This is a genomic window from Pseudoalteromonas sp. Angola-30, from assembly GCF_028599215.1.
Taxonomy (GTDB): Bacteria; Pseudomonadota; Gammaproteobacteria; order Enterobacterales; family Alteromonadaceae; genus Pseudoalteromonas; species Pseudoalteromonas atlantica.
In genome coordinates, this window is sequence record NZ_JAQREI010000007.1 from 129,001 (window position 1) to 154,586 (window position 25,586).

22 protein-coding genes are annotated in these 25,586 nt (G+C 40.4%); 9 read left to right on the forward strand and 13 right to left on the reverse strand.

Annotation, left to right across the window (positions count from 1 at the left end):
* Nucleotides 1-8: 8 nt before the first annotated feature.
* From PSH54_RS11200 to hisG, 10 genes are all read right to left on the reverse strand, one after another.
* Complete coding sequence (locus tag PSH54_RS11200; protein WP_024031736.1) at nt 9-194, reverse strand: DUF1289 domain-containing protein; 186 nt, start codon at nt 192-194, stop codon at nt 9-11.
* The gene (locus PSH54_RS11205; RefSeq protein ID WP_273606157.1) at nt 195-689 is read right to left on the reverse strand and encodes a lipoprotein; all 495 of its coding nucleotides are present in this window, start codon (nt 687-689) and stop codon (nt 195-197) included.
* A 123-nt stretch (nt 690-812) separates the two neighbouring features.
* The gene (gene hisIE / locus PSH54_RS11210) at nt 813-1,427 is read right to left on the reverse strand and encodes a bifunctional phosphoribosyl-AMP cyclohydrolase/phosphoribosyl-ATP diphosphatase HisIE (RefSeq protein ID WP_054981937.1); all 615 of its coding nucleotides are present in this window, start codon (nt 1,425-1,427) and stop codon (nt 813-815) included.
* A complete protein-coding gene (hisF, locus tag PSH54_RS11215) occupies nt 1,418-2,197 on the reverse strand; it encodes an imidazole glycerol phosphate synthase subunit HisF (protein ID WP_273606158.1) in 780 nt (259 codons plus the stop codon). Before hisF ends, hisIE begins: the two co-directional genes overlap by 10 nt.
* Nucleotides 2,179-2,913, reverse strand: a complete 735-nt coding sequence (locus tag PSH54_RS11220) for a 1-(5-phosphoribosyl)-5-[(5-phosphoribosylamino)methylideneamino] imidazole-4-carboxamide isomerase (RefSeq protein ID WP_004586383.1) — start codon at nt 2,911-2,913, stop codon at nt 2,179-2,181. Before PSH54_RS11220 ends, hisF begins: the two co-directional genes overlap by 19 nt.
* A 33-nt stretch (nt 2,914-2,946) precedes the next feature.
* The gene (hisH, locus tag PSH54_RS11225; RefSeq protein ID WP_064387245.1) at nt 2,947-3,537 is read right to left on the reverse strand and encodes an imidazole glycerol phosphate synthase subunit HisH; all 591 of its coding nucleotides are present in this window, start codon (nt 3,535-3,537) and stop codon (nt 2,947-2,949) included.
* Nucleotides 3,534-4,595 (reverse strand): bifunctional histidinol-phosphatase/imidazoleglycerol-phosphate dehydratase HisB, encoded by a 1,062-nt coding sequence (gene hisB / locus PSH54_RS11230; protein WP_024031732.1) that lies wholly within the window; start codon nt 4,593-4,595, stop codon nt 3,534-3,536. The genes hisH and hisB overlap by 4 nt, the downstream gene beginning before the upstream one ends.
* Complete coding sequence (gene hisC / locus PSH54_RS11235; protein WP_273606159.1) at nt 4,592-5,701, reverse strand: histidinol-phosphate transaminase; 1,110 nt, start codon at nt 5,699-5,701, stop codon at nt 4,592-4,594. Before hisC ends, hisB begins: the two co-directional genes overlap by 4 nt.
* The gene (gene hisD, locus PSH54_RS11240; protein WP_273606160.1) at nt 5,691-6,992 is read right to left on the reverse strand and encodes a histidinol dehydrogenase; all 1,302 of its coding nucleotides are present in this window, start codon (nt 6,990-6,992) and stop codon (nt 5,691-5,693) included. The genes hisC and hisD overlap by 11 nt, the downstream gene beginning before the upstream one ends.
* 5 nt (nt 6,993-6,997) lie before the next feature.
* Complete coding sequence (gene hisG, locus PSH54_RS11245; protein ID WP_004586378.1) at nt 6,998-7,897, reverse strand: ATP phosphoribosyltransferase; 900 nt, start codon at nt 7,895-7,897, stop codon at nt 6,998-7,000.
* A gap of 435 nt (nt 7,898-8,332) precedes the next feature.
* Here hisG and PSH54_RS11250 point away from each other — a divergent pair, with 435 nt between their 5' ends.
* Nucleotides 8,333-8,581 carry a hypothetical protein gene (locus tag PSH54_RS11250; protein WP_004586377.1) on the forward strand — a complete coding sequence of 83 codons (249 nt, stop codon included), beginning with the start codon at nt 8,333-8,335 and terminating at the stop codon, nt 8,579-8,581.
* Between the two features lie 58 nt (nt 8,582-8,639).
* Here PSH54_RS11250 and PSH54_RS11255 read toward each other — a convergent pair whose 3' ends face one another.
* Both PSH54_RS11255 and PSH54_RS11260 read right to left on the reverse strand, forming a co-directional pair.
* Entirely contained in the window at nt 8,640-10,577 is a 1,938-nt protein-coding gene (locus PSH54_RS11255) for a cytochrome c/FTR1 family iron permease (protein WP_273606161.1), read from the reverse strand.
* A gap of 133 nt (nt 10,578-10,710) precedes the next feature.
* Complete coding sequence (locus PSH54_RS11260; RefSeq protein WP_064387250.1) at nt 10,711-11,994, reverse strand: cation:proton antiporter; 1,284 nt, start codon at nt 11,992-11,994, stop codon at nt 10,711-10,713.
* Nucleotides 11,995-12,497: 503 nt separating this feature from the next.
* Between PSH54_RS11260 and PSH54_RS11265 the strand changes: the two genes are divergently transcribed.
* The 5 genes from PSH54_RS11265 to PSH54_RS11285 all read left to right on the forward strand — a co-directional run bounded on the left by PSH54_RS11265 (nt 12,498) and on the right by PSH54_RS11285 (nt 19,732).
* Nucleotides 12,498-14,678: a M4 family metallopeptidase gene (locus PSH54_RS11265; RefSeq protein WP_273606162.1), complete on the forward strand. Its 2,181-nt coding sequence runs from the start codon at nt 12,498-12,500 to the stop codon at nt 14,676-14,678.
* 73 nt (nt 14,679-14,751) lie between these two features.
* Nucleotides 14,752-16,605 carry a M20/M25/M40 family metallo-hydrolase gene (locus PSH54_RS11270; RefSeq protein WP_273606163.1) on the forward strand — a complete coding sequence of 618 codons (1,854 nt, stop codon included), beginning with the start codon at nt 14,752-14,754 and terminating at the stop codon, nt 16,603-16,605.
* A gap of 98 nt (nt 16,606-16,703) precedes the next feature.
* A complete protein-coding gene (locus PSH54_RS11275; protein WP_273606164.1) occupies nt 16,704-18,620 on the forward strand; it encodes an ATP-dependent DNA helicase in 1,917 nt (638 codons plus the stop codon).
* Nucleotides 18,621-18,629: 9 nt separating this feature from the next.
* Nucleotides 18,630-19,334 carry a tRNA (adenosine(37)-N6)-threonylcarbamoyltransferase complex dimerization subunit type 1 TsaB gene (tsaB, locus tag PSH54_RS11280; protein ID WP_273606165.1) on the forward strand — a complete coding sequence of 235 codons (705 nt, stop codon included), beginning with the start codon at nt 18,630-18,632 and terminating at the stop codon, nt 19,332-19,334.
* Between the two features lie 68 nt (nt 19,335-19,402).
* Nucleotides 19,403-19,732 carry a hypothetical protein gene (locus PSH54_RS11285; RefSeq protein WP_273606166.1) on the forward strand — a complete coding sequence of 110 codons (330 nt, stop codon included), beginning with the start codon at nt 19,403-19,405 and terminating at the stop codon, nt 19,730-19,732.
* A 64-nt stretch (nt 19,733-19,796) separates the two neighbouring features.
* Here the strand turns inward: PSH54_RS11285 and PSH54_RS11290 are convergent, their stop codons facing one another.
* Entirely contained in the window at nt 19,797-21,086 is a 1,290-nt protein-coding gene (locus PSH54_RS11290; protein ID WP_024031722.1) for an alkaline phosphatase, read from the reverse strand.
* A 579-nt stretch (nt 21,087-21,665) separates the two neighbouring features.
* On the opposite strand from PSH54_RS11290, the gene PSH54_RS11295 reads away from it, so the two are divergent.
* The 3 genes from PSH54_RS11295 to rnd all read left to right on the forward strand — a co-directional run bounded on the left by PSH54_RS11295 (nt 21,666) and on the right by rnd (nt 25,467).
* Complete coding sequence (locus PSH54_RS11295; protein ID WP_273606167.1) at nt 21,666-22,517, forward strand: alpha/beta hydrolase; 852 nt, start codon at nt 21,666-21,668, stop codon at nt 22,515-22,517.
* Between the two features lie 115 nt (nt 22,518-22,632).
* The gene (gene fadD, locus PSH54_RS11300; protein ID WP_024031721.1) at nt 22,633-24,285 is read left to right on the forward strand and encodes a long-chain-fatty-acid--CoA ligase FadD; all 1,653 of its coding nucleotides are present in this window, start codon (nt 22,633-22,635) and stop codon (nt 24,283-24,285) included.
* Nucleotides 24,286-24,336: 51 nt separating this feature from the next.
* Entirely contained in the window at nt 24,337-25,467 is a 1,131-nt protein-coding gene (gene rnd / locus PSH54_RS11305) for a ribonuclease D (protein WP_273606168.1), read from the forward strand.
* The last annotated feature ends 119 nt before the right edge of the window (nt 25,468-25,586 follow it).

The window sequence follows — 25,586 nt, forward strand, 5'->3', positions numbered from 1 at the left end:
TGGCAAATTTATGGCTTTTTTAAGTCAGCTCGCGGCTGCGCTAAAATGGCGTTTTTTTCTTCTTGGCTGAGGATTATCCAATCAAATATTTCTTCATTAGTTCGCCCGCAGCCAGTGCAATAACCGCTGCGGCGCTCACATATGCCTAAACAGTCTGTTTTTAACTTAGTGTTTGAGTGTGTGGGTTTTTGCATTTAATTTCCTAGCGGTGGAGCAATTTCAAAACGGGTAATATAGCGCGTTCTGCTTTGAGAGGTAAATAAGGTGATAACTGGGTGAGCTTCATCCAAAACAAAGTTACTACTCATCGAGGTTGCTGACTCTTTCGTATTTTCGTACCAGCCTTGTGACGCTACACATTGACGTATTTTATCCACTGTTTGTATATGTAGATTTGTGGCATGGGCTTGTTTGTTTTCACTCGTGCATTGATAACTAAACTGCTTATTATGTTGAGTAATGGTGCAGGTATTGCCTATAAAATGGGTATTAGCATGCCACTGGTTTATAAAATCATTCCCCACTTTATTTGCTTTTACTGCATTAAAGCCATTAGCGTGCGCATTAAGTAATGTGTTTAGTGGGCTACACGTGTTTTGCGTTTTTACTATTTTGGGCGCAGGGGCTTTTTGGCTTACACAACCTGTTAATACCAATAAGGATAAGGCTGTGATAATTGATTTATTCATAAGCAACGCTAAAAGAATTAGATAAGCTGCACCATACGCAACCTATGTAAAAAAATAAATACCATAACGTAAAAAGGCCCATAAAATATGGGCCTGTAAATGCGCTAAAACAAAGCAGCTGTATTATTTATGGCGACCTTGTAGGCATTTTACAACGTCTTCAAGAGCTAAGCCTTGGCGTTGTAGCAATACAGTAAGGTGGTATATTAAATCAGCCGATTCATTAGTAAGTTCATCGTTATCGTGTTTCATTGCAGCAAGCGCGACTTCTACGCCTTCCTCGCCCACTTTTTGACAGCTACGGCTTAAGTCTTTAGCAAATAATGAAGCGGTGTAGCTTTTTGATGGGTCGTCGTTTTTACGCTCAACAATCACATCTTCTAATTGAGCTAAAAAGCTTAGGCTAGGTTTTGCGTCATCACCAAAGCAGCTTTGTGTGCCTAAGTGACATGTTGGGCCTTCTGGATTAGCCAGTACTAAAATTGAGTCGTAGTCACAATCGGTATGCACAGATACTACGTTTAAGTAGTTTTCTGATGACTCACCTTTGGTCCATAAACGTGACTTTGAACGCGAGTAAAAGGTTACTTTGTTACTTTCAAGCGTTACCTTTAGTGCTTCGCTGTTCATGAAGCCTTGCATTAAAATAACACCAGAGCGAGCATCTTGAACAATCGCGGGGATCATTTCGCTTTTAGCAAAATCTACTTGAGTTTGGTTTTGTTGTGTTACTTGCATAGTCTTGCTGCCACTTGGTTATCAGTTAAAAATTGTTTTAATTCGCCAATGTTAATCACATTTTTGTGAAAAACGCTTGCTGCCAATGCGCCATCTACTTCGCTTTGTTTAAATACATCAACAAAATCTTGCATACAGCCTGCACCGCCTGATGCGATTAAAGGAATATTACATAATGCGCGCATTTTACTTAGCTGCTCATTGTCGTAACCGTTTCGTACGCCATCTTGGTTCATACAGTTTAAAACAATTTCGCCTGCGCCTAAGTCTTGTACGCGTTTAACCCATTCCTCGGTTTTATAACGTGTACGGCTTGATGCATTAGGATCGCCGGTTAATTGATACACTAAATATTCGCCGGTCACTTCATCGTAAAAGCTATCAATACCTACAACAACACATTGCTTACCAAATTCATCATGTAGCTCTTTTATAAGCTCAGGGCGGGCAATAGCGGGGCTGTTAATACTTATTTTGTCAGCGCCACTCTCTAGTACACGTGCTGCATCGGCTACCGATTTAATACCGCCAGCCACACAAAATGGAATATCGATGTGGCGGGCAATGCTCTCTACCCAATTTACATCAAGTAGGCGTTTTTCAACACTTGCGCTGATTTCATAAAAAACCAGTTCATCGGCGCCGGCATCGCTGTATGCTTTTGCCATTGTTAAAATATCGCCCACTATTTCGTGGCCTTTAAATTTAACGCCTTTTACTACTTGGCCGTCTTTTACATCTAAACACGGGATTATGCGTTTTGATAACATGCCAACGCCTCCTCAACACTAAATGCGCCATCAAGTAGTGACTTACCTAAAATAACGCCACCTACACCAAGCTCTTTAAGCTTTTTAATGTCATCAAGTGAACTTACGCCACCCGAAGCTTGCACTTTAATGCTGCTGTTATGGCGAGTTAAATCTTCGTAAAGCTCAAACGATGGGCCAGTCATGGTGCCATCTTTACTGATGTCCGTACATAAAAAGTCAATAACGCCCAAGCTTACGTAAAAATCAACAAGCTCAAGTAAACCAAATTCTGACTCGCTCAACCAACCGTGCGTAGCAGGTGCCCAGCCTGTGGCTGTTTTATTTACATCAAGAGCAATAACAAAGTGCTCGGCGCCAAATTGTTCAATCCAGGCTTTTACTTGCTCGCGTTTTTCTACCGCCATAGAACCAATAACAACTTGGTTAGCACCGGCTTTTAGCCAATCGCTTACATCTTGCTCTGAGCGAATACCGCCGCCCACTTGATACGGTACGTTAAGCGCTTTAGTTGCAGCTTGAATATGTTGCCACTGTTTTTTACTTGGATCGCGTGCGCCTTCTAAATCTACAAGGTGCAATTTACCTGCGCCGCTGTCGGCGTATTCTTTTAAACGTGCGCCAAGCTCAAAAGGGTAAAACTGAGCGGTGTCGTACTTACCTTGGTATAAACGAACAATTTGATTTTGTAATACGTCTAATGCTGGAATAATCACAAATAATCTCTTTATTGTTGGTTAATGGGCCGTTTATAACTGCCAATCAACAAAATTTTGTAATAAACGTGTGCCTACTTTTGCACTGCGCTCTGGGTGAAATTGCATGCCAGCGTAGTTGTCTTTTGCAACTATGGCTGAAAAGGTTTGGCCGTATTCGCCGCTTACAAGTGTTGCATCGTTTACGGTGTGCGCAAAGCTATGTACAAAGTACACTTGCTCGTCTTGTGTTAACCCTTTAGTAAGTGCATGCTCTTTATTAATGCTTAAGTTATTCCAACCCATATGCGGCGACGTTAAACTGCCAACATCAAGGGCTTTTACTTGGCCTGGTATTTTACCTAAGCATTGTACGTTACCTTCTTCGGTGCTTTCGCACAGTAACTGCATACCTAAGCAAATTCCCATAAGAGGGCGCTGGTATTCGTTTATAGCTTGTTGCCAGCCGTTATCTACAAGGCGTTTCATGGCAACAGATGCATGTCCAACGCCTGGTAATATAGCACGCTCAAAGCCGGCTAATTGCTCTGGCGAGGTAATGACTGTTGGCGTTTGACCTAAGCGTTCAAAGGCAAAACGAACTGAATTTATATTGGCACACCCGGTATTAATTATGGCAATCATAAACATCCCTTAGAGCTGGCTGTTTGTTGGGTCGTGTCTTGTGCTACTGCCATACGAAGGGCACGTGAAAACGCTTTAAATAAGCCTTCTACTTGGTGATGACAGTTACCGTCGCTCACCGATAAAATAAGGCTAATAGCGGCATTATCGCTTAAGCTTTTGAAAAAGTGCTCAACCATTTGTACGTCTAAATCGCCGGCTTTTTCACGGCTAAAGTTAGCGTTTAATACAAATGAAGCGCGGCCCGATAAATCAATTTGTGCCTCTGCTTTACACTCATCCATAGGTAGCGCAAAACCATAGCGCGCTATTTGCGACTTAGTGCCCAGCGCTTGTTTAAGCGCAACACCAAGAGCAATACCAATGTCTTCAACAAGGTGGTGCTCGTCTATGTGTAAATCGCCTTTCGCTTTAATATTTAGACCAATGTTGGCGTGGGTGCGAATTTGATCAAGCATATGATCAAAAAAGCCAAGGCCTGTTTCAATGCTACCGTTTTTAGTTTGATCTAGGTTTATGGCTACATCAATTTGGGTTTCTTTGGTGTTACGCGTAACACGGCCTTCGCGATTGGCAGTTGTAAGCTTTGTAACAATGGCAGGCCAGCTACCATCATACAAAATGCCTTCACAACATAAGTTTTGAGCAAGGCCAATATCGGTCTGGCGATCGCCAATCACGTATGAGCGAGCTAAATCAACTTTGCCAGAGCGCATAAGCTCAGTTAATAAACCTGTTTTAGGTTTACGGCAATCACAGTTTTGCTCGTCAAAGTGTGGACAAATCAATACTTCATCAAAGCTAATGCCTTGGCTTTGCAGTATGTCCATCATTTTATCTTGTGCTATATCAAAGTCAGCAGTCGGGAAGCTGTCTGTGCCTAAGCCATCTTGGTTAGATACCATTACTAAGCGGTACCCTGCGGCTTGTAACTGTAATAATGCCGGGATAACACCAGGTAAAAACGCTAATTTTTCTAGGCTGTCTACCTGTTTGTCGGTGATTGGCTCTTCAATTATGGTGCCGTCACGGTCAATAAATAAATAGGGGTTACTCATGATACTTCTTGTCCTGATAAAAGAGGTGAGGTTGCTGGCTTATCAAGGCCATCTAACCAAATTTTTACTTGCTCAAGTTCTTGCTCATTACCAATGGAGATACGTAGCCAATCGTCTTCACCGTATAGGGTAAACGCGCGCATCACTAAGCCTTGTTCAAGTGCTACTTTAAAGTAGTTTTTGTCGGCTAATTTTAAGGTAACAAAGTTACCTTCACCAGTGAGAATTTTTAATGCAGCAGGGGATGCGTTTAACCACTGTACAAGTTTAGCTTTTAAACTATTTAAAATAGTCACTTGTCGGCGCATTGATGTAATGGCATCAGGCGCTATGGCTTGTGCTGCAATACTTGCTACCACACCCGATACCGGATACGGCGCAATCACTTTACGAATAGGTGCAAGTACACTTTCTTGTGCAAGTGTGAAACCGGTTCTTAGCCCTGCAAGCGCAAACGCTTTAGACAAAGTGCGCAGTACCACTACATTACTATATTCGTTAATCAGCGCTGTAGCACTTTGCTCAGGGCAAAACTCAATGTAGGCTTCATCAACAATAACTAAAGCTTTACCGGCAAGCGCTGTTGCAATTGCTTTTACTTTTTCAAGGGAGGTTATGCTACCGGTTGGGTTATTTGGATTACAAATAAACACCAATTTTGAGCTGCCCACAGCCTCAACTATTTCATCAACACTGCCATCAAGTAATAGCGCTTGGGTTAAGCCATTGATTGCAACGTTGTGCGTATCAGCGGTTACTTTGTACATACCGTAGGTTGGCAAAAATAACGCAATGCTGTCTTTTGCAGGTTCGCAGTAGGTACGTACTAAAAGCTCAATGCCTTCATCGGCGCCGCGCGTCATTAATACGTTTTCGCTTTCAAGCTCTGCATACGCAGCATAGCGGTCAATAACCAATTGCGGCTGTGGATCTGGGTAGCGATTTAAATCTTCAATACTCAGCTCAATATTTTTAGCGTACGGGCTTTCATTGGCATTTAACCACGTTGACCCTGTTAGCTTTTCACTTTTAGCAGAGCTATAGGCAGCAAGAGCTGCAATATTTTGTGGTAATAAGCTAGTCGCTTGTGCGCTCTCATTGCTCATTTTTAATTGCCTCTAAACGAATTGAAACCGCATTTGCGTGTGCATCAAGGCCTTCTGCATCTGCTAGTGGCAAAATAGCTTTTGACAGCTGTGTTAGGCCACTTTTACTTATAGTTTGTACTGTGTAAGTGCGGAAAAAATCAAGCAAGTTTAAGCTTGAATAGGTTGCACTGTAACCGTAGGTAGGTAACACGTGGTTAGTACCCGATGCGTAATCGCCCGCTGATTCTGGCGTGTAGTCGCCAACAAATACCGAGCCTGCATTTTTTACTTTATCTAAGTAAGGTGTTGAATCTGCTAATTGCAAAATTAAGTGCTCAGGGCCATATTGCGCTGATACGTCAAATGCTTGCTCAACAGAGTCGACTAAAATAAGTGATGAATTAGCCAGAGCTTGCTCGGCTGTCTCTTTGCGGCTTAATTTAGCAAGTTGGCGTGTAAGTGCCTGCTGCGTTTGCTCAATGATACTTTCGCTGTTACACAATAAAATAACTTGCGAGTCTGCGCCGTGCTCAGCTTGCGAGAGTAAATCTGCCGCTATAAATTCTGGGTTTGCACGCTCATCTGCAATAACTAGTACTTCAGAGGGGCCTGCTGGCATATCGATTGCCATACCAGGAATTGTTTGCGCAACAAGCTGTTTTGCCATCGTTACAAAGCTATTACCTGGGCCAAAAATTTTGTTCACTCTAGGCACTGATTCAGTGCCGTAGGCCATTGCGGCAATTGCACCTGCGCCACCACTTTCAATTAAAGTTGTAATGCCACATAACTTAGCTGCATATAATATCGCAGGGTTAATGCTTTCATCACCTTGCACAGGGGTGGCAAGTACGACGGTTTTAGCACCACTTAATTGTGCAAGTACACCTTGCATAATAACCGATGATGGCAGTGGAGCACTGCCACCAGGTACATAAATACCTACAGCTTCGATGGCCTGATATTTCAGTTCACATTCAACGCCAGGTTGGGTTGATAACTTAATATCTTTAGGCAATTGCGCTTCGTGAAAACGTTTAACGTTTGCATAAGCGGTGTCAATTGCGTATTTAAGCTCTGCGCTTAGTGCTTGCTCTGATGCGTTTATTTCATCAAGCGGTACACGTAAACGAGGGTTAGCTCTATTATCAAACTTTTTAGCCATATCAAGTAAGGCTTTATCACCTTGCTCTTTCACATCGCTCATAATTGTTTGGCATATAGCTTCAACCTTTGCGCTGGCAGAAACCGCAGGGCGCATTAGCGCCGCTGCTTGTACTTGTGAAGATTCCTCATTCCAACGAAGCATGGTACTTACTCCATCATTTTTTCAATTGGCATTACTAAAATAGAGTTAGCGCCTAGGGCTTTAAGCTGCTCCATTGTTTCCCAAAATAATGTTTCGCTGCTTACCATGTGTAGCGCTACGTACTCTTCGTTACCAGCAAGTGCAAGTAGAGTAGGTTGGCCAGAGCCTGGTAAAATTTCGCAAATTTCATCAAGTTTAGTTTTTGGCGCGTGTAGCATAATGTATTTGCTTTCTTTAGCCTGTTTAACACCACGAAGGCGCGGCATAAGCTTATTGATTAGTGCTAGTTTGTCTTCATCTTGCAGGTCTTTATTTTGAATTAAACACGCGTTTGATTCTAAAATTGTATCACCTTGAATCAAGCCGTTCGCTTCAAGCGTTGCACCGGTAGAAACTAAATCACAAATTGCATCTGAAAGACCGGCACGGGGTGCTACTTCTACTGAGCCTGTAAGCATTACAGTGCTTGCATTAATGCCTTCGCGTTTTAACCACTGCGTTAAAATTTCTGGGTAGGTTGTTGCAATACGTTTGCCTTCAAACCAGCTTTTATCACGTGGACCAAGCTCTTGTGGCCATGCAAGTGCAAGGCGGCAGTAACCAAAGTCTAGTTTTGCTAGTTTGCTAACTTCGCTTGGTACACCTTGGCGTTCACGTTCGGCTTGTACTTCTACTAGTACGTTTTCGCCAACAATACCTAAATCACAAACACCGTCCATTACTAAGCCCGGAATATCGTCATCGCGCACACGAAGTACGTCAATTGGCATATTGGTTGAGTGTGCAATTAAGCGTTGCTCACGTAGGTTTAATTTAACACCTAGTTGCTTTAGTAAATCTTGACAATCTTTAGACAGGCGACCGCCTTTTTGGATGGCGATACGTAGACGATTTGTGTTACTCATTATTCATTTTCCTTTAATTTAAAAACTAAAAACCCCGAGGGGAACCTCAGGGCGAAAATGAATCAATGTGTTTTGAATCGCCAGAGGTTCCTTTTAGGAATAACCTCTCAGCGAAAGACCTGACAGGTTATTCCGGTGAATGGTGGTGATGATGTACTGTTGTCAGGTTTAAGCGCATTTTTGTATCCTATTTTGCCTACCGCTATTTAGTGAGCGTTAAGCTTTAATCTGTTTCAATAAATTTCGCATTCATAAAAACATAAACCGTCTAGCTAAGGCAAGTTTTTTTTTACCAAATTAAAGCATATCTTATAACTGCCGATAATATTGAGAGCTAAACAGTATTTTTAGTTGTTTTAATGTTTAAATTGTAGGCAAATTGGGCTTTGTTGGTCAATTTATCTAATTTTTAATAAACAAGTTAAGGAGGGGAGTATGGATATAATGATCCCTTTTTTAGGGAAAATTTCACGGTTAGAGCTTGAACCAAAAAGTACATTTCATATTGCAGGTGTGCAAAATATGCCGCAAGCGCAAAAAATTAAGCTTGAAAATGAAAAAAAGCAGACGCTCAACAAAAAAAGATTAGCGCAGGCGCAGGGCAAAAAAAGTGCAAGTGCAGCTAATGAAAAAGCGATTACCGTAGATGACGAAGGGAATAAACATTTAGATACATGGGCATGATCTAAACCCTTAAAAGTAAAAAGCCACGCACAACTTCTTACTATTAAGGATGTGTTTGCTAGCGTTTTTTAGCTTTAATAATGTAAAAGCTAAATATAACAGCTACAGTAAGTTGGGCTATAAAGCCTTGCCACGTAGATTTTAAACCCAGTAGTGCAATATCAAAGTTTATCGGCATTACACTAATCGCGACTAAATCAGCCTCTTGTAATGCAATGACAGCTTTACCCATTAATACAAAGGCAAGTGCAAATAATAAATAAGTTGTATACGCAAAAAACTTAGCAATAGGTAACTTAATCGAATATTTAACTAACACCCATGCAATAAGCGCTAATAAAACCACACCCAATGCAAACCCAATAGCCACCGATGAATACTGTGCTTGCGAGCTTTGCGTTAATAACGACTGATAAAATAATACCGTCTCGAACACTTCACGATATACCGCTATAAACGAGAGACCCGCGAGCCCCCATAGTGTGCCAGACTCTAATCGCGTATTAATATTTTGCTGAATATATGCCTGCCACTGCTGAGCACTGGTTTTACTGTGCATCCATACCCCAACATATAGCAAAATAATAGCTGCAAATAGGGCGCCTATACCTTCCATTACTTCGCGGCTGGCACCACTTATTTGTATTAATGTTTGCGCTGCTGCCCATGTTAAGCCACCTGCTATAAGGGCCATTACCCAGCCAATATGAACGTATTTAAGCGCATCTTGGCGTTTGGTTTTTATAAGTACGGTCATTAGCGCAATAACTACTAATAGTGCCTCTAGGCCTTCGCGTAGCAAAATAACTAAACTGGCTGATAGCAAGGCACCATCGCTGAGTGTGGTGTCATTAAGTAGGTTGTTTGCTTTTGTTAATTGTGCAAGTACAGCATTAACTTGCGCACCGACAAGCTCGGTGTTTTTTTCATTTTTGAATGTGTTACGTAAGTTCATCAATTGTACTTCAATGCTTTTACGCAAGCTTTCATCGTATGCATTTAAGTTATTTTCTATCAGCTCAAAGCCATCTAAATAGGCACTGATAGCCAGTTCGCTGGCTTTGGCATACTCACCATTAGCATGTGCATTTTGCGCTGCAATAAGTTGCGAGCGTGCAACGCGAAGTGGCTGAGCTTTGTTTTTAAATAAGTGTTCTGGATTACCGCGCAGCCACTTAATAAATTGAACTTGGGCAGGGGATTGATTTTGTGAAAGCTGCGCAGGATTAAGATTAATGATGTCTGAAGTGCTGATTGTCTGGTTATTGTGTTGCGGCTTAGTTATATCTTGAAAAGCTAAACTGCCTACATAAAAGGCGAGTGACCAACGTTGTTGCTCATTAAATTGGCTAAAAGCAACCATTGGCGTATCGTCTATGCCATTGGATACAGCTTCATATAATCCCATCATTGTGCGATTTGTGGCTCGCTCTTTATCCGTAAAGTTGGTGGGCTGTGGTATTAAACCTTTAGCAAGTGGGCCATCACCTTGTCCATTTATGCCATGGCACATAGAGCAGTTTTCTGAAAAAAGTGCCTTTGTTTGTTTTAGGGGTAATAAAGATGAAGGCAAAGAAAGCTGCGGCATAAATTCAAGCATAGACTCCCTAAGCTTTGAGCTCGCAGCACGAACACTTTGTACGCTTTGTTTATTTATAATGGCGTTATGTAAGGCGCCAGCTTGTATTTTTATATGACTGTATTGATTATTAGCACTGCTTAACTGTGTGGCTAGCGTGCTTATTAAATTTGCAAACTCAGACATTTCTTGAAATTCGTCTTTACTGACTACCTCGCCTTTTTGCACCGCGCCAGCGTAATCAACCCCTACGTACTCTGCAAGTTGCGATATTTGTTTAATCTTAGCTTGCTCAGCAGGCGTTGAGGCAAAAGCAGAAAAACATAAAAAAGTGAGTAAGAACAAAGGAAAGAGAAAAACGTGGCGACGTGTAATGCCATAAAATAACGAAAAAACACTTGTATACTTACTGGACATAATTAGCCCTATAAAAAACATTTAAAATTAAAACTATTTTTATTACGCTTAAAATAAATAAAACCGTGCTAAAAATAATCCCCCATAAATAGCTAACCCGCAGTGAATAGACTGCGGGTTTAATAAAGAAAACTTAGTGACTTTGCTCGGCAGATTTAATACTACTTTGAATGAGAGGAGAGATAGTTAAACCTTGCACAATAATAGAAAATATAACCACAACATAGGTCACAATAACGATTAAATCATGCAGATCACTGCCTGATATAAATACTTGATCACGAGGAATAGCTGCAGCCATAGCTAATGCTAAACCGCCACGTAAACCACCCCAAGTTAAAATTTTAACGCTGTGTTTGTCGTAGTTTTTAAAGCGCTTAAATATTACAAATGGTGCACCAACACTAATAAAACGTGCTAATAAAATAGCAGGGATCATAACAAGGCCTAAGCCAATTTCACCCATTGTTACTGGCATAGTGACAATCAGCATACCAATAATCAAAAACAACAAAGCGTTTAAAAAGCTGTCGGTGGCGTGCCAAAAGTCTTTAATATAGCGCGTGTTTTCAGGCCCTGTGCGCTCGGTTGCTTTTGCGCGAGTAATATTACCTAAAATAATACCACTGGTTACCATGGCAAGCGCACCAGATATTTCCCATACATTGGCAGCGGCAAAGCCCGCAGTTGGAATGGTTAAGGTTATTAATAGGCGTATATTTACATCTTTACAGTTAATAATTAAAAAGTGACCCACAAGGGCCATTGCTAAACCAAACACGATTCCACCTATGGCATCAACAAAAAACAGCTCTGCAATGTCGGCTGGGTTGGCATCGGTGCCAAAAAATGCAACAGAAAACAGCGTAGTAAAAATTACCAAACCAATACCATCGTTAAATAAAGACTCGCCTTCTACCTGTACCGAAATACCTTCAGGGGCGCGTAATTGTTTAATAATTGCCAGTACAGCAATTGGATCGGTTGGGCTTATTAAGGCGCCAAAAAGTAAACAATAAATAAAAGGGACGGGCCAGCCAAGAGCGGCAAAAATATAAAAACTTAAATAGCCAATTAAAAAAGTAGAGACTACGGTAGAGAACAAAACTAAAGCGGTTATTTCCCATCGTTGTTTACGCAGTGCCAACAGGTTAATTTCTAAAGCACCTGCAAATAACAAAAATCCAAGCATGCCTTTTAAAAGCAATTCATTAAAATTAATACTGGCTACAACTTGCGTCATTTCCAATGCAGTTGTATCGCCTAATAACTTAACTGAAATAATTAATAACAACGATATAACAACCGAGCCCGTTGTTATAGCAATCGTTGTTTGCATTTTAAGAACATACTGGTTTGCATAAGCAATAAAAATTGCGATAGCAGAGAGAAAACAAATGAGATACCAAGCATTCATTGGCTAACCTTAAATTTATTTTAGAGAACAAAAAAGAGCGAATTAAACGAGCCGTATATTACTCCTGTGACTAGGCTGTGTCACAGTATTTATGGGGCTTTTAGCACTTTTTTTATGTCTTTAGGAGACATATAGTTAATGCAAATTTACTGGTGTTATTGCTTGTAATGAAGAGATTAATACAAAGTTGCCTAGGCAACGTAATGGCTAATTAATGCCGTTAATTGAATAAAGTAAACGCGGCTATTTTGTGGGTGTAATAGTGTAATTTAGTGTAAATATATGTATACAATTTGTATCTGTTTAAGGTTTTACTGATTTTGTGTGTTTTTCAACCTACTGTAGTTTCTGTTGTTCTTACGTTTCCTAATACTTTACTTGTAAATTAAATGTTTAATTTTCATAACTCAAATTTGTAACATAAGCTTGATCCTTAATCGGGTACAAGTAGTTCCGGTTAATACAAATCCACTACAAACTAAATATTTTGACGGAGCGTAAACGTGAATTTATCAAAAATCACATTAGCAACTTTTGCTGCTTTAACCTTGGTTCAAGCAACAGATGCAGTAGCTGCGAACAAGAAATACCTAAATCAACAAACGGCTTTAAATAACATGATGCAATCAAATTCGGCATCCATTTTATCTACTAGCCCTAAAGACTTGATTGGGTTAAGTGTAAGGAACGAGTTAGTTGTATTAAAAGAGTTTATAAGTAATAACGGTGAAGTAACTCGCCGTTATCAGCAAACATATCAAGGTTTACCAGTAATTGGTGACACTTTAAGCCTTACATTTAAAAATGGCATGCTTAAAAAAGCCAATGGCGCTGCGGTGTACGATATTGAAGGCGATATAAACGATGTAAGCGCTAAATTATCTGTAAAACAAGCCATGCTTCAAAGCCAAAATGTAGGCATAGCTGCAAAAACTAAAGGTTTAAAAAAACACAATGAGAAATCAAGGTTAGCGATTTGGGTTGATCAACAAAGTAAGGCGCATTTGGTGTACGAAGTATCGTATGTAACCTACGGCAAATCGCCATCACGCCCTTATCAAATAATCGATGCTAATACCGGTGAGGTTTTGCTCAGCTACGATAACTTACAACATGCTGATGCTACGGGACCAGGGGGGAATCTCAAAACAGGTAAATACATTTACGGTACTGACTTTAGCAACCTAGATGTGTCTCAATCTGGTAACACCTGTGTTATGGATAATGCCAATGTAAGAACTATAAATCTCAATGGCGGCACAAGTGGCTCTGCAGCCCATTCATTTACTTGCCCAGAGAATACAGTAAAAGAGATAAATGGGGCTTATTCGCCGCTTAACGATGCTCATTATTTTGGTAACGTTATTTTTAATATGTATAACGACTGGGTGGGATCGCCACCGCTAAGTTTTCAGTTAAAAATGCGCGTACATTATTCAAGTAATTATGAAAATGCATTTTGGGATGGCAGCGCAATGACCTTTGGCGATGGGCAAAGCACTTTTTACCCACTCGTAAGCCTTGATGTATCGGCGCATGAGGTAAGCCATGGCTTTACCGAACAGAATTCTGGCTTAATTTACAGCGGTAAGTCGGGTGGCTTAAATGAAGCTTTTTCAGATATGGCTGGTGAAGCGGCTGAGTATTACATGAAAGGCACTAACGATTGGTTAGTTGGACAAGATATTTTTAAAGGCAATGGCGCGCTCCGCTATATGAATAACCCATCACAGGATGGACGCTCTATAGATAATCAAGGTAGTTATACCTCTGGCATGGATGTGCACTATAGCTCGGGTGTATTTAACAAAGCATTTTATAACCTTGCTACTACATCCGGCTGGGATACTAAAAAAGCATTTGTAGTCATGGCACGTGCAAATCAGCTTTATTGGAGTGCGAGTACAAATTGGGATTTAGCTGGTAACGGCGTTATGGACGCTGCGTGTGACTTAAATTACAACCCAAGCGATGTACAAGCTGCATTGGCGGCAGTGGGAGTTACTTCAAACCTAAGTGCAGGGAGCGATTGCTCGAGCACGCCTGTGCCTACGGATGAAGCGTTAACAAATAAAGTGGCACGTACGGGGATCAGCGGCTCTGCAAAAGCGCAGATGTTTTTTACACTCGATGTACCAGCGGGGGCAACAGATCTTGAGTTTAATACCGCTGGTGGCTCGGGCGATGCAGATTTATATGTAATGTTTGGAAGTAAACCCACACTGAATACGTATGACTGTAAAAGTACCACCTCTTCAAGCACCGAAAACTGCAGTATTTCGAACGTTCAAGCAGGCACCTACTATGTAATGGTAGAAGCATGGAATGCTATAGCTGATGTATCGCTTACTGGGAGTTTTAACAATTCAACAGGAGGCGTCACACCGATTAACAGAACCGAGTCTAATATTAGTGTTTCAACTAATAGCTGGGCTCGATTTACTCAAGACTTAGGAGCGGGCTATAGTAATTTAACCGTTACTATTTCTGGTGGAAGTGGCGATGCCGATCTTTATGTAAATTATGGTTCAGCGTCGAGTACGTCAACTTATTTGTGTAGACCTTATAAAAATGGCAACAGTGAAACGTGTTCGTTTGATAACCCACAATCAGGTACCTGGTACCTAGATTTAAGAGGGTACAGTAATGCAAGCGCAGTAACACTGAGTGTGTCTGCTAATTAAACATTGATACCAGGGGCCTAGTGCCCCTTTTTAATTTTATGGATACCAGTATTGCCAATTATAAGGAATACCAATGAAACCTTTTAAACTACTAAGTGCGCTGAGCTTATTTACTACAATGGGCGTTGTAGCACAAAGTGAAACAAACAAAGTGTGGGTAAGCATAGATTCAACTGCAGCGGCACATTATGAGTATACCCAGCATGGATTAGTACAAAGATTGCCCTTTGCACAGCGCTCAACAAGTGCGCTTGAAAATATAGACTTGGTAAATATACCTGCTGATCAGGTAAATAATCTAAGCGAATTTATGCACCACAATTATAATCGGTGCGGTGGGTTTGTGGCACATGATTCATGGCAAGAGGCGAGCAGTTACGCAACACAATTAGCCGCGGCGCATACTATACAAAATACATTAGCATTTAGTTATTCTATTGATAACGAACAAACAGTACAAAATTTAATGTCATCAATTAGCACAGTTAACCTCGATAGCACTGTTAACTCTTTAACCAGTTTTAATAATCGTTATTACACCTCACAAACAGGGATAGATGCTGCAAATTGGTTAAACACATATTGGCAACAAATAGCGCAAAGTCGCAGTGATATTAGCATTGCAACTTACCCGCATAATTGGGCGCAATCGTCGGTTATAGTGACAATTGAAGGCAATGAAAAAGCAGATGAAATTGTTATTATTGGTGGCCACCTTGATTCGATAAATCAGTCAAACCCCAGCAATGGACGTTCACCCGGTGCTGATGATAACGCCTCAGGCATTGCTGTGCTATCAGAGGCGCTGCGCGCGATTGTACAAACTAATTACACACCACAGCGTACGGTTCAAATTATGGCGTTCGCAGCGGAAGAAGTCGGCCTTAGAGGTTCAAGTGATATTGCAAACAGCTACCAATCGCAGGGTAAAAATGTAGTGGGCATGGTGCAGTTTGATATGACAGGCAATAATGGCAGCCTTGAAGATATAGTCATGATGACTGATTACACTAACAATGCACAAAATCAGTTTTTAGCAGCGCTTTTAGATACCTACTTACCGCAATTAAATTATGGATTTGACCAGTGTGGTTATGGTTGTTCTGATCATGCGTCATGGTATCAGCAAGGGTTTGCAGCCTCTATGCCTTTTGAATCAAAAATGGGCGATATAAACCCGCTTATTCACACCCAAAACGATAACCAGTTTGACGCTCAACATGCCAGTAAATTCGCCAAGTTGGCAGTAAGTTATGTTGCCGAAATGGCAAAAAATGCCGGCGATACTGTTCCTCCTACTAATAACCAATTAACCAATGGGCAAACACTCAGTGGGATCACAGGGGTTGCAAAAGAGCAGTTTATTTACACTTTAGCTGTGCCACAAAGTGCGAGCAATTTAAAATTTATTACGACTGGGGGCACAGGGGATGCAGACTTATACGTACGCTACAATCAAGCACCTACGCTGAACGATTATGATTGTAAAAGCACTACCTCAAGTAGTAATGAACGTTGCGATATTAATCCCTCTAGTGAAGGAGTTTACTATGCGATGGTACACGCATGGAATGCGATAGAAAATGTATCCATAACCGGAAGTTACAATGAAGGGGGGAGTATTGAGCCTATCAATCGGAGCATTACAAACATAAATGTTTCTGCTGGGAGCTGGCAGCGCTTTAGCCAAAGTTTAAATACGCAGTACGCATCATTAGATATAACAATGTTTGGTGGCAGTGGCGATGCTGATTTATATGTAAACTTTGGCACTCCTTCTAGTGATTCTGAGTACTTGTGCAGGCCATATAAAAATGGCAATAGCGAAACCTGTTCGTTTTCTGCGCCACAAACAGGTAATTGGTATATCGATTTAAAAGGGTATAGCAATGCCAGCAATGTCACGTTATCTATAAATGCACAATAACGTGTAAAGGGGTGTGAGCCCCTTTGCAAAATTCTAATTTCAATTGGCTTGCCCTTATAGCCAGGCTTACGTAAAATCTCGCTATTATTTTTTGTAAAGTGACTGGTATTATCAAACAGCTGTTTAGTGCAACCGGGCCGTTAGCGTTATCTTTAGATGGATACACGCCTCGCCAACCTCAAATTGATATGGCCGTTGCCGTTAACGATGCATTAAAAAATAGCACGCAGTTAGTGGTTGAAGCGGGCACTGGTACAGGTAAAACGTTTGCCTATTTAGCGCCTGCCCTTAAATCTAAGGGTAAAACAATTATCTCAACAGGCTCTAAGGCCTTGCAAGAGCAGTTATACCACCGCGATTTACCTCAGCTAGTAAAAGCACTTAATGCCTCTAAAAAAACCGCATTATTAAAAGGGCGCGCTAATTATCTGTGTACTTATAGGCTAAACCAACATGTAGCCCATGTACCAACAGACGATCCTGATGTAATGCATCAACTTGCTATGGTTGCAAAATTTGCCAGTGAAACACACTCGGGTGATTTAGCTGACTGTATTGGTATTGAAGAAGACGCCAAGGTACTGCCCTATGTTAATTCGACAGCCGATAATTGTTTAGGCAAAGAGTGTCCAGACTTTCAATCATGTTATATACGCAAAGCGCGTTTGAATGCAGCCGAAGCGGATGTAGTGGTTATAAACCATCATTTATTTTTTGCTGATATGGCAGTAAAAGACTCCGGTTTTGCCGAACTTATGCCCACTGCCGACGCTTATATTTTTGACGAAGCACACCAGCTTAGCGAAATTGCTAGTGACTACTTTGGTGAAAGTATTAGCACTAAAAAGCTGGTGGATTTAATTAACGATTTACGCGCTATTTATCGTGCAGAAATTCCCGATATGCTGCAGCTTGGGAAAAGCCTTAATAAGCTAGAAACCAGTGTGGCTGATTTACGTTTACAGTTTGGTGTAGATGGTAGCCGAGGTGATTGGCGCGAAAAGCTCAGTGATAAATTAATTTGCGCAGCGCTGCATCGGGTAATTAGCGATTTAGACTTTGTTTATCAGGTATTAAAACTGTGCCTAGAGCGAAGTGATAAAATAGAGCATCCGTTTGAGCGTACATTAGCGTTTAAAGGTCAGTTAGAGCGTGTTTTTGATACCGCACAAACGGGCTTTAGCTATTGGTACGAAACCACGCGGCGCTATTTAACGGTTAATATTACGCCACTTAATGTCTCTGCTAAATTTGCTCAAATGATGAAAGACACCGGCGCAGGGTTTGTATTTACCTCAGCCACGTTATCGGTTGATAATAAGCTCGATCACTTTAATGCAAGCTTAGGTATTACTCCTGCGCAAAGTATGATGGTTGATAGCCCCTTTGATTATCCTAATCAGGCGCTTTTATGCTTACCACGATATTTGCCTGAATCGCATGCAGAGAATATGCCTCATGCAATTATAAAATTAACCCTAGAGCTGATTAAATCGGCTAAAGGGCGTTGCTTTGTACTGTTTACAAGTTACCGAATGATGCATTTGGTGGCTGAGGGGTTAACCACACAAATGGACTACCCAGTTTATATGCAAGGGCAAATGTCTAAGCGTATAATACTGGAAAAATTTACGCGCCATGGTAATGCGGTATTGTTAGGTACTGCCTCGTTCTGGGAAGGGGTTGATGTACGTGGTAGCACGCTAAGCTGTGTTATTATTGACAAGTTACCTTTTGCAGCACCGGATGACCCATTACTGCAAGCCAAAATGCAAGATTGCCAAATGCAAGGCAAAGACCCGTTTGCTCATATACAGTTACCGCAAGCTGTTATAGCGCTCAAGCAGGGCGTGGGACGTTTAATACGAGATAACAAAGATAAAGGCGTGCTGGTTATTTGCGACAACCGATTAGTAACGCGCCAATATGGCCAAGTATTTTTAAAAAGCTTACCGCCGATGCGCCGCACGCGAAGCTTACAAGATGCAAACACATTTTTAAAACACATTAACTAGAGTACTAAAATGATTAAAAGTAATATTCTTGCCCTAGACGCCTCAACCGAAGCGTTATCTATAGTTTTACACTTTGAGGGGCAAACATTTCATCATTTTGAAGAATGCCCACAGCAACATAGTCAAAAAATACTCCCTTTAGTTGATGAGCTTCTTAATAAAGCACAGTGTAAATTAAAAGACTTAGACGTTATTGGCTTTGGCCAAGGGCCAGGTAGCTTTACCGGTGTACGCATTAGTGTTGCTATTGCACAAGGGTTAGCTTATTCAGCCAATTTACCATTAGTGGGTGTATCAACCTTGGCAATTATGGCCCAGCAAGCGAACGAACAAACGCAGGCACCAGTAGTGTATTCAGCTATAGATGCGCGCATGGGAGAAATTTATTTTGCCCAATACCGAGTAAATAACGCACGCATGGAGTTGGTAAATGAAGAGTGTGTTATAAAACCTGATTTATTAAGCAAAGAGCACATAAGCAGTGAAGATTTACACGCGATTGCCGTTGGCACGGGATTTAAAAGTTACCCTGATGCACTTAAAAACGTTAGCAATATAACCATAAATACAGCCATTACTTTGCCAGATGCTCGCTATATGCTTAGCCATGTAGATACGGCCTTTTTAAAGGGCGAGGTTGTTAAAGCAAGCGATGCGCAACCTAAATATGTGCGCGATACAGTAACATGGAAAAAACTACCGGGTCGCGAATAAGCACAAGAGTTGCAAATTGGGTGTTTTTAAATCATAATTTTTAATATGTTTATTGTTGGAAGTTATCTATGACTTTGCCAATTGGCGCTGGTTTTTTTACTGGAGATATTCCTGCAAGGGTTACCTCTACAAAAATTATACCCTCTAAACCACAAGGTTTAGCGGATGATAGCGCCAGTCAAAAAACAAGCACAGATTATGTAAAAAGTAGTAAAGCGGGTGTAGAGCTTGCTAATCAATACTTTAGTCAAAGCACCAGTAACGCAAAGTATAGCCAAACTATTTATGACCAACCAAGCCCAACGGTGAGTAAAGCAATTTCAACATATACTGAATTTGCAAATTTAGAGCGTCGCGCCGAAGTACAAGATTTAATAGGCGTCGATATATACGCTTAGCCCCCGTAATAGTAAAAAATAAAAAGCCCGAACACTGGTTCGGGCTTTTTGCGTAAGCTTATGGCTATTGTTTAATAAAGCCAATTAGTTTATCGGCAATATCTGTATTATTTTGAGCACCGTTAAAGTGTTCACTGCCTTTACCGTAGGCAAATACTTGTACATCTACAGCGGTGTGTCCGCCTGTTGTCCAACCAGTAAAGCTGGCATCACTAATAATACTTTTAATGGCTAAATTAAGCGCTGTTTCGCCCATTTTTTTCGCTTGTTCAAGTTTTACTTTATTAGCCGGTGTATATTCAATACCTGTGTTGGCTCGCCAAATAGGCTCTAGGTCATCAGCAGCGAGTAATTGCTTTGTTAGCTCAACGGCTGTTGCTTTAACGCCTTTAATAACTTCTGTATCCCACTTATATTGTCCGTGCGCACCGAGGGTTAACCCACCAGTTGAATGATCTGCAGTAACCACTAATAAAGTATCAGGGTTTTTATCAATATAGGCTTTTGCTTTTTCAATCGACTGTGCAAAGTCATCCATTTCGGCCATGGCACAGGCTACATCGTTAGCATGTCCACACCAATCAATTTGGCTGCCTTCAATCATGACAAAAAAGCCGTCTTCATTTTGGCCGTCGAGTAAATCAAATGCCTTAGCTGTTAGTTGCGTTAAGTGGTTTGAATTAGCATCAAGCGCAAATGGCAGGCCCATTGGGGCGTATAAGCCAAGTGCCGGTACTTGTGTGATCTGACCAAGGTTTTTTATATCATCGCTATATTGATAACCAGCTGCTTTAAATTCATCTACGAGGTTACGGTCTTCTCTAATAAAATACTGCGTACCGCCGCCTAGCATTAAATCAACAGGGAGTTTACCGGCAATTTTGTTATCTATGTATTCATTAGCAATGGCATCGTAATTTCGACGTGATTCGTTATGTGTAGCAAAACTAGCTGGGGTGGCATGGTTAATTTGCGAGGTAGCTACTAATGCCGTTGTCATACCACGTTCTTTTGCTATTTCTAGCATGGTTTTAACGGGCTTTTTGTCTGTATCGACTGCAATAGCACCATTATAACTTTTGTGGCCGCTACTCAGTGCGGTTGCACCTGCAGCACTGTCGGTAACATAAGTGTGATCGTCAGGGTAAGTACGCGCCATGCCTGTTAAAATAGTATCAAATACGGTTGTTTCAATCTGCTTGGTGGTTGGATCATCTTTAAAATAACGATAAGCGGTTGTATAGGCAGGACCCATCCCGTCACCAATCATATAAATTACATTTTTAGGTGCATCGCTTGCATAAACACTGGTAGATGCACATAAAAGCGCTAATAAGCTAAGTTGGTTTTTCATTTTTATCCCTATGAATGTGCTGTTTAAATAGCACCACAATTGTATATGGTTACGGCGTGTTGAATTTGCAGCATAAATACCAAACATGCGCTGCCCAAAAATTCTTTCTAAGGCGATTAAGTTTTTGCTAGGTTTTTACTCCGTCCACAAGGTTACAAACCTCGTACCAGGATTTAACCGCCCGTAGATTGAACAAATTTCAATCCACAAAGTTCAATACGCCCTCGTATAATAATGAAATGAAGTAAGAATAAAAAGCAAAGTATATAAACAGGTTTGGCTAATTGTCACTAAAACAATACAGCCATTTTTTTAGCTTATGTTAATTATAGTGTAATGAATATAGTGGTATACATTACCTACCTGAAGAGTATTTAAGCTCTGTTTGTAATTATTTATTGAATTACTGAAACTTAAAATATTTTAAGTCATTGAAATTAAATACATAATTAAAATTCAAAAGTTAACCTTACAAATAAAGTGGTCTTTATAAATATAAAAAATATAAAAACTTTTGGTATTAGAGGTCTGACAACTAGTATGTTATAAATAATGTCGCACGTTAAAAAGAGGTGTCTGTTGCAGCCATTTGAAATAAAAACAAGAAATATAACATTGCGTGGCTTACAAAAGGGCACTGGCGATGAGCTGGTTATAGCCTTGCATGGGTGGCTAGATAACAGTAATAGTTTTACACCTATGCTAGATAAAGTTAATCCGCAGCATACTTGGTATTGTGTTGACTTTGCTGGGCATGGGCTATCTGATTGGCGTGCACAGGACGCTCATTATTATTTTGTTGATTATATTGACGATGTGTACCAACTTATAAAGAGCTTAGGGGCAAAAAAGGTACATTTAGTCGGCCATTCAATGGGCGCAATGGTGGCTGGTTTATTTGCTAGTTGTTTTAGTGAGTATGTGCATTCAGTTACCTTTATTGAAGGGATTGGCTGTGTTACAACCCCCAGTGATGAAGTATGTGAGCAATTAAAAGGGGCGATACTGAACAGAGAGCGCGCCTTCAACAAAAAAAAGCGCGTTTATAAATCGCAATCAGCGATTATCGAAGCGCGTGCAAATACAACAGATTTAAATAACGAACTGATCACCTTATTGATGAGTCGTAATATTAAGCAAAGTGAACTAGGGTATGAGTTAACAACAGACCCTAAGCTTAAAAATCACTCAGGTTTTAGGTTTGATGAAGCGCAATGTATTGGTGCAATAATACAATTAATTGCACCAAGCCAATTAATTTTAGGTAACCAAGGTTATTCGTTTGTAAAACAAAATTTGGCCAAGTATATTAGCTATTACAACAACTTGAAGGTAATTAATGTAGATGGCGGGCATCATTGCCATATGCAAAGCAGTGGGTTATGTTTTGAGCATATTCAAGCCTTTATGCTGCAAAATGGTGCATGTTAATTGTAAATTAGCGCCAAATGTGGGATTATTCCTGCATTAGAGTATTTGCTCAATTGTTAAAGTGCCTTACTTAGATTAAGGTTAATAAAAATATAATTATAAACAGGGGCTAAGAGTGGAAAAAATCTGGCTTAAGCGCTACCCAGAAGGTATGCCTGAAACAATCGATCCTGAGCATTACAACTCGTTACTCGAAGTGTTCGAAAAAAGTTTTACCGATTACAAAGATTTACCTGCATTTACGAATATGGGTAAAACATTATCGTATGATGAAATAGATACAGCGACACAACGTGTTGCCTCGTATATTCAAAATGATTTAGGTCTTAAAAAAGGCGACAAAGTTGCCGTAATGATGCCTAACTTGTTACAAACGCCTATCGCTATTTTAGGTATTTTACGTGCAGGTTGTGTGGTGGTTAACGTAAACCCACTTTACACAGTACGAGAGCTTGAGCATCAATTAAAAGACTCTGACGCGTCAGCTATTTTTATATTGGCTAACTTTGCAGACACGCTTGAAAAAGCACTTGCAAAAACTGATGTAAAACACATTGTTGTTACCCAAGTGGGCGACATGGTGGGTGGTATTAAAAAGCATATCGTTAATTTTGTGGTTAAATACATAAAAAAAATGGTACCCAGCTACAACCTGCCAAATACAATTAAGTTTTCAGATGTGTTAGCAGGTGACCCTGCAAAGTATACGCGTCCAGAAATGAGCTTATCTGATCTGGCCTTTTTACAATACACGGGTGGTACAACCGGCGTATCTAAAGGGGCGATGTTAAGTCATGGCAACATGGTTGGTAACCTTGAGCAAGTATCGGGCTGTTTAGATAAAGTATTAGACCGTGGTACTGAAGTTGTTGTTACTGCATTACCGCTTTACCATATATTTGCGTTAACGGCTAACTGCTTAACGTTTATGAAATACGGTGGTTTGAATGTATTAATTACAAACCCACGTGATATGCCAGCATTTGTTAAAGAGCTTAATCAGCATAAATTTACTGCTATTACCGGTGTAAATACCCTGTTTAACGGGCTACTTAATACACCAGGGTTTGCAGAGCTTGATTTTAGTCATTTAAAAATGTCATTAGGTGGCGGTATGGCGGTACAACGTCCTGTAGCTGAAAAATGGCAAAAAGTGACTAATTCTAAATTAATGGAAGGTTACGGTTTAACTGAGTGTGCACCGCTTGTAACTGTAAGCCCGTACGATTTAGAAGCTTATAATGGCTCTATTGGTTTACCTGCTCCTAATACCGAAATTAAGCTAATGCTTGAAAACGGAGAAGAAGCGGCAAAAGGTGAACCCGGTGAGCTATGGGTTAAAGGCCCACAAGTTATGCTAGGTTACTATAACCGCCCAGATGCAACTGCAGAATGTTTGCAAGATGGCTGGTTTGCTACTGGCGATATTGCCACATACGACGATGAAGGTTTCTTCTATATTGTTGACCGCAAAAAAGACATGATCATTGTATCGGGCTTTAATGTGTTCCCAAATGAGATAGAAGAAGTGGTTGCCATGCACGACGGCGTACTAGAAGTCGCGGCTATTGGTATACCGCACGATGTAAGTGGCGAACAAGTTAAAGTTTTTGTTGTTAAAAAAGACCCTTCTTTAACTGAAAAAGATATAATAAATCACTGTCGTGATAATTTAACTAATTATAAGGTGCCTAAACTCGTTGAGTTTAAGGATGAGTTACCTAAAACAAATGTAGGTAAAATTCTCAGAAGAGCCCTAAAAGATTAGTAAACTATAAAAAAGCCGGCATTAGCCGGCTTTTTTATTGTAGGAGATTAAGTGCAATACCAATTGATCGAAACACAAAATCAACTCAACACCTTTGTTGAGCAAATAAAAAACAAGCCTATTTTAGCCATAGACACAGAGTTTATGCGCCGCCGTACTTTGTACCCTGAAGTTGCACTCATTCAAGTATATGATGGTGAGCATCTTGCCCTTATAGATCCACTTGCCGAACTCTCGTTATTTGAATTTTGGCAAATATTACAAGATCCATCAGTACTTAAAGTGTTGCATTCACCCTCAGAAGATATTGAAGTATTTCAAAAATATGCAGGCTTTGTACCCGCTCCATTGTTTGATACACAATTTGCTCTTCAGCTTTTAGGCGAAGGTAACTGTATGGGCTTTGCGCTAATGGTAAAAGAGCTATTAGGCATAGAAATAGACAAAAGTGAATCGCGAACTAATTGGCTACAGCGCCCATTAACTAAAAAGCAGCTCGATTATGCAGCCGCTGATACGTTTCATTTACTGCCTTGTTTTGAACTAATAATTGAGCGTATAAACAAAGCTGAGCTATTTGATATTGTCATAAATGAGAGCGAGTTAATTGCAAATAAACGCGCCTTTCAAACCCCAGATGAGCTGCTTTACAAAGATATAAAAAACGCATGGCAACTAAAACCACACGAGCTCGCGGTATTAAAAGAATTAGCTGTATGGCGTCGTAATAAAGCTATTCGTAAAAATTTAGCGCTTAACTTTGTGCTTAAAGAGCACAACATGACGGAAATTGCTAAACGTGGGCCCTCGAGCTTAAATACGCTGAGACAAATTCCGGGTGTTGAGTCGATGGAAGTAAACCGCTCTGGAGTTGAAATACTAAAGTGTATTGAAAAGGCCAAAGCACTCCCGGTTGATGAGCATCCACCTGTGCTTAAACGTTTAATTGATTTTCCGGCTTATAAAAAAGTAGCTAAAGATATTAAACAAAGAATCACTAAAGTGGCAAAAGAGCAGGGTATACCAGAGGATGTAATGGCCTCTAAAAAGCAAATTAATCAGCTTATTAGCTGGAATTGGAAACTAACCGATGAGCAAAAGGTAAATCATATTAAACCTGATTTACTTAATTCTTGGCGCTACAGTTTTGTTAAAGACGCACTTAAAGAGTGGGATAATTAAACCCACTTTTTAAGCTAACAGGCTATGTTATACCAATTCGCAATAATATTTAATCATTTTTAGGGGCTAAACGTGTCGCTATCTGCGTTAAAAATTCTCATTTAGAACAAATAAATAGC

Bases quoted from the DNA above. Each gene is read 5' to 3' on its own strand.
- PSH54_RS11200 (WP_024031736.1), bottom strand. From the start codon at position 194: ATGCAAAAACCCACACACTCAAACACTAAGTTAAAAACAGACTGTTTA.
- PSH54_RS11205 (WP_273606157.1), bottom strand. From the start codon at position 689: ATGAATAAATCAATTATCACAGCCTTATCCTTATTGGTATTAACAGGT.
- hisIE (WP_054981937.1), bottom strand. From the start codon at position 1,427: ATGCAAGTAACACAACAAAACCAAACTCAAGTAGATTTTGCTAAAAGC.
- hisF (WP_273606158.1), bottom strand. From the start codon at position 2,197: ATGTTATCAAAACGCATAATCCCGTGTTTAGATGTAAAAGACGGCCAA.
- hisH (WP_064387245.1), bottom strand. From the start codon at position 3,537: ATGATTGCCATAATTAATACCGGGTGTGCCAATATAAATTCAGTTCGT.
- hisB (WP_024031732.1), bottom strand. From the start codon at position 4,595: ATGAGTAACCCCTATTTATTTATTGACCGTGACGGCACCATAATTGAA.
- hisC (WP_273606159.1), bottom strand. From the start codon at position 5,701: ATGAGCAATGAGAGCGCACAAGCGACTAGCTTATTACCACAAAATATT.
- hisD (WP_273606160.1), bottom strand. From the start codon at position 6,992: ATGCTTCGTTGGAATGAGGAATCTTCACAAGTACAAGCAGCGGCGCTA.
- hisG (WP_004586378.1), bottom strand. From the start codon at position 7,897: ATGAGTAACACAAATCGTCTACGTATCGCCATCCAAAAAGGCGGTCGC.
- PSH54_RS11250 (WP_004586377.1), top strand. From the start codon at position 8,333: ATGGATATAATGATCCCTTTTTTAGGGAAAATTTCACGGTTAGAGCTT.
- PSH54_RS11255 (WP_273606161.1), bottom strand. From the start codon at position 10,577: ATGTCCAGTAAGTATACAAGTGTTTTTTCGTTATTTTATGGCATTACA.
- PSH54_RS11260 (WP_064387250.1), bottom strand. From the start codon at position 11,994: ATGAATGCTTGGTATCTCATTTGTTTTCTCTCTGCTATCGCAATTTTT.
- PSH54_RS11270 (WP_273606163.1), top strand. From the start codon at position 14,752: ATGAAACCTTTTAAACTACTAAGTGCGCTGAGCTTATTTACTACAATG.
- tsaB (WP_273606165.1), top strand. From the start codon at position 18,630: ATGATTAAAAGTAATATTCTTGCCCTAGACGCCTCAACCGAAGCGTTA.
- PSH54_RS11285 (WP_273606166.1), top strand. From the start codon at position 19,403: ATGACTTTGCCAATTGGCGCTGGTTTTTTTACTGGAGATATTCCTGCA.
- PSH54_RS11290 (WP_024031722.1), bottom strand. From the start codon at position 21,086: ATGAAAAACCAACTTAGCTTATTAGCGCTTTTATGTGCATCTACCAGT.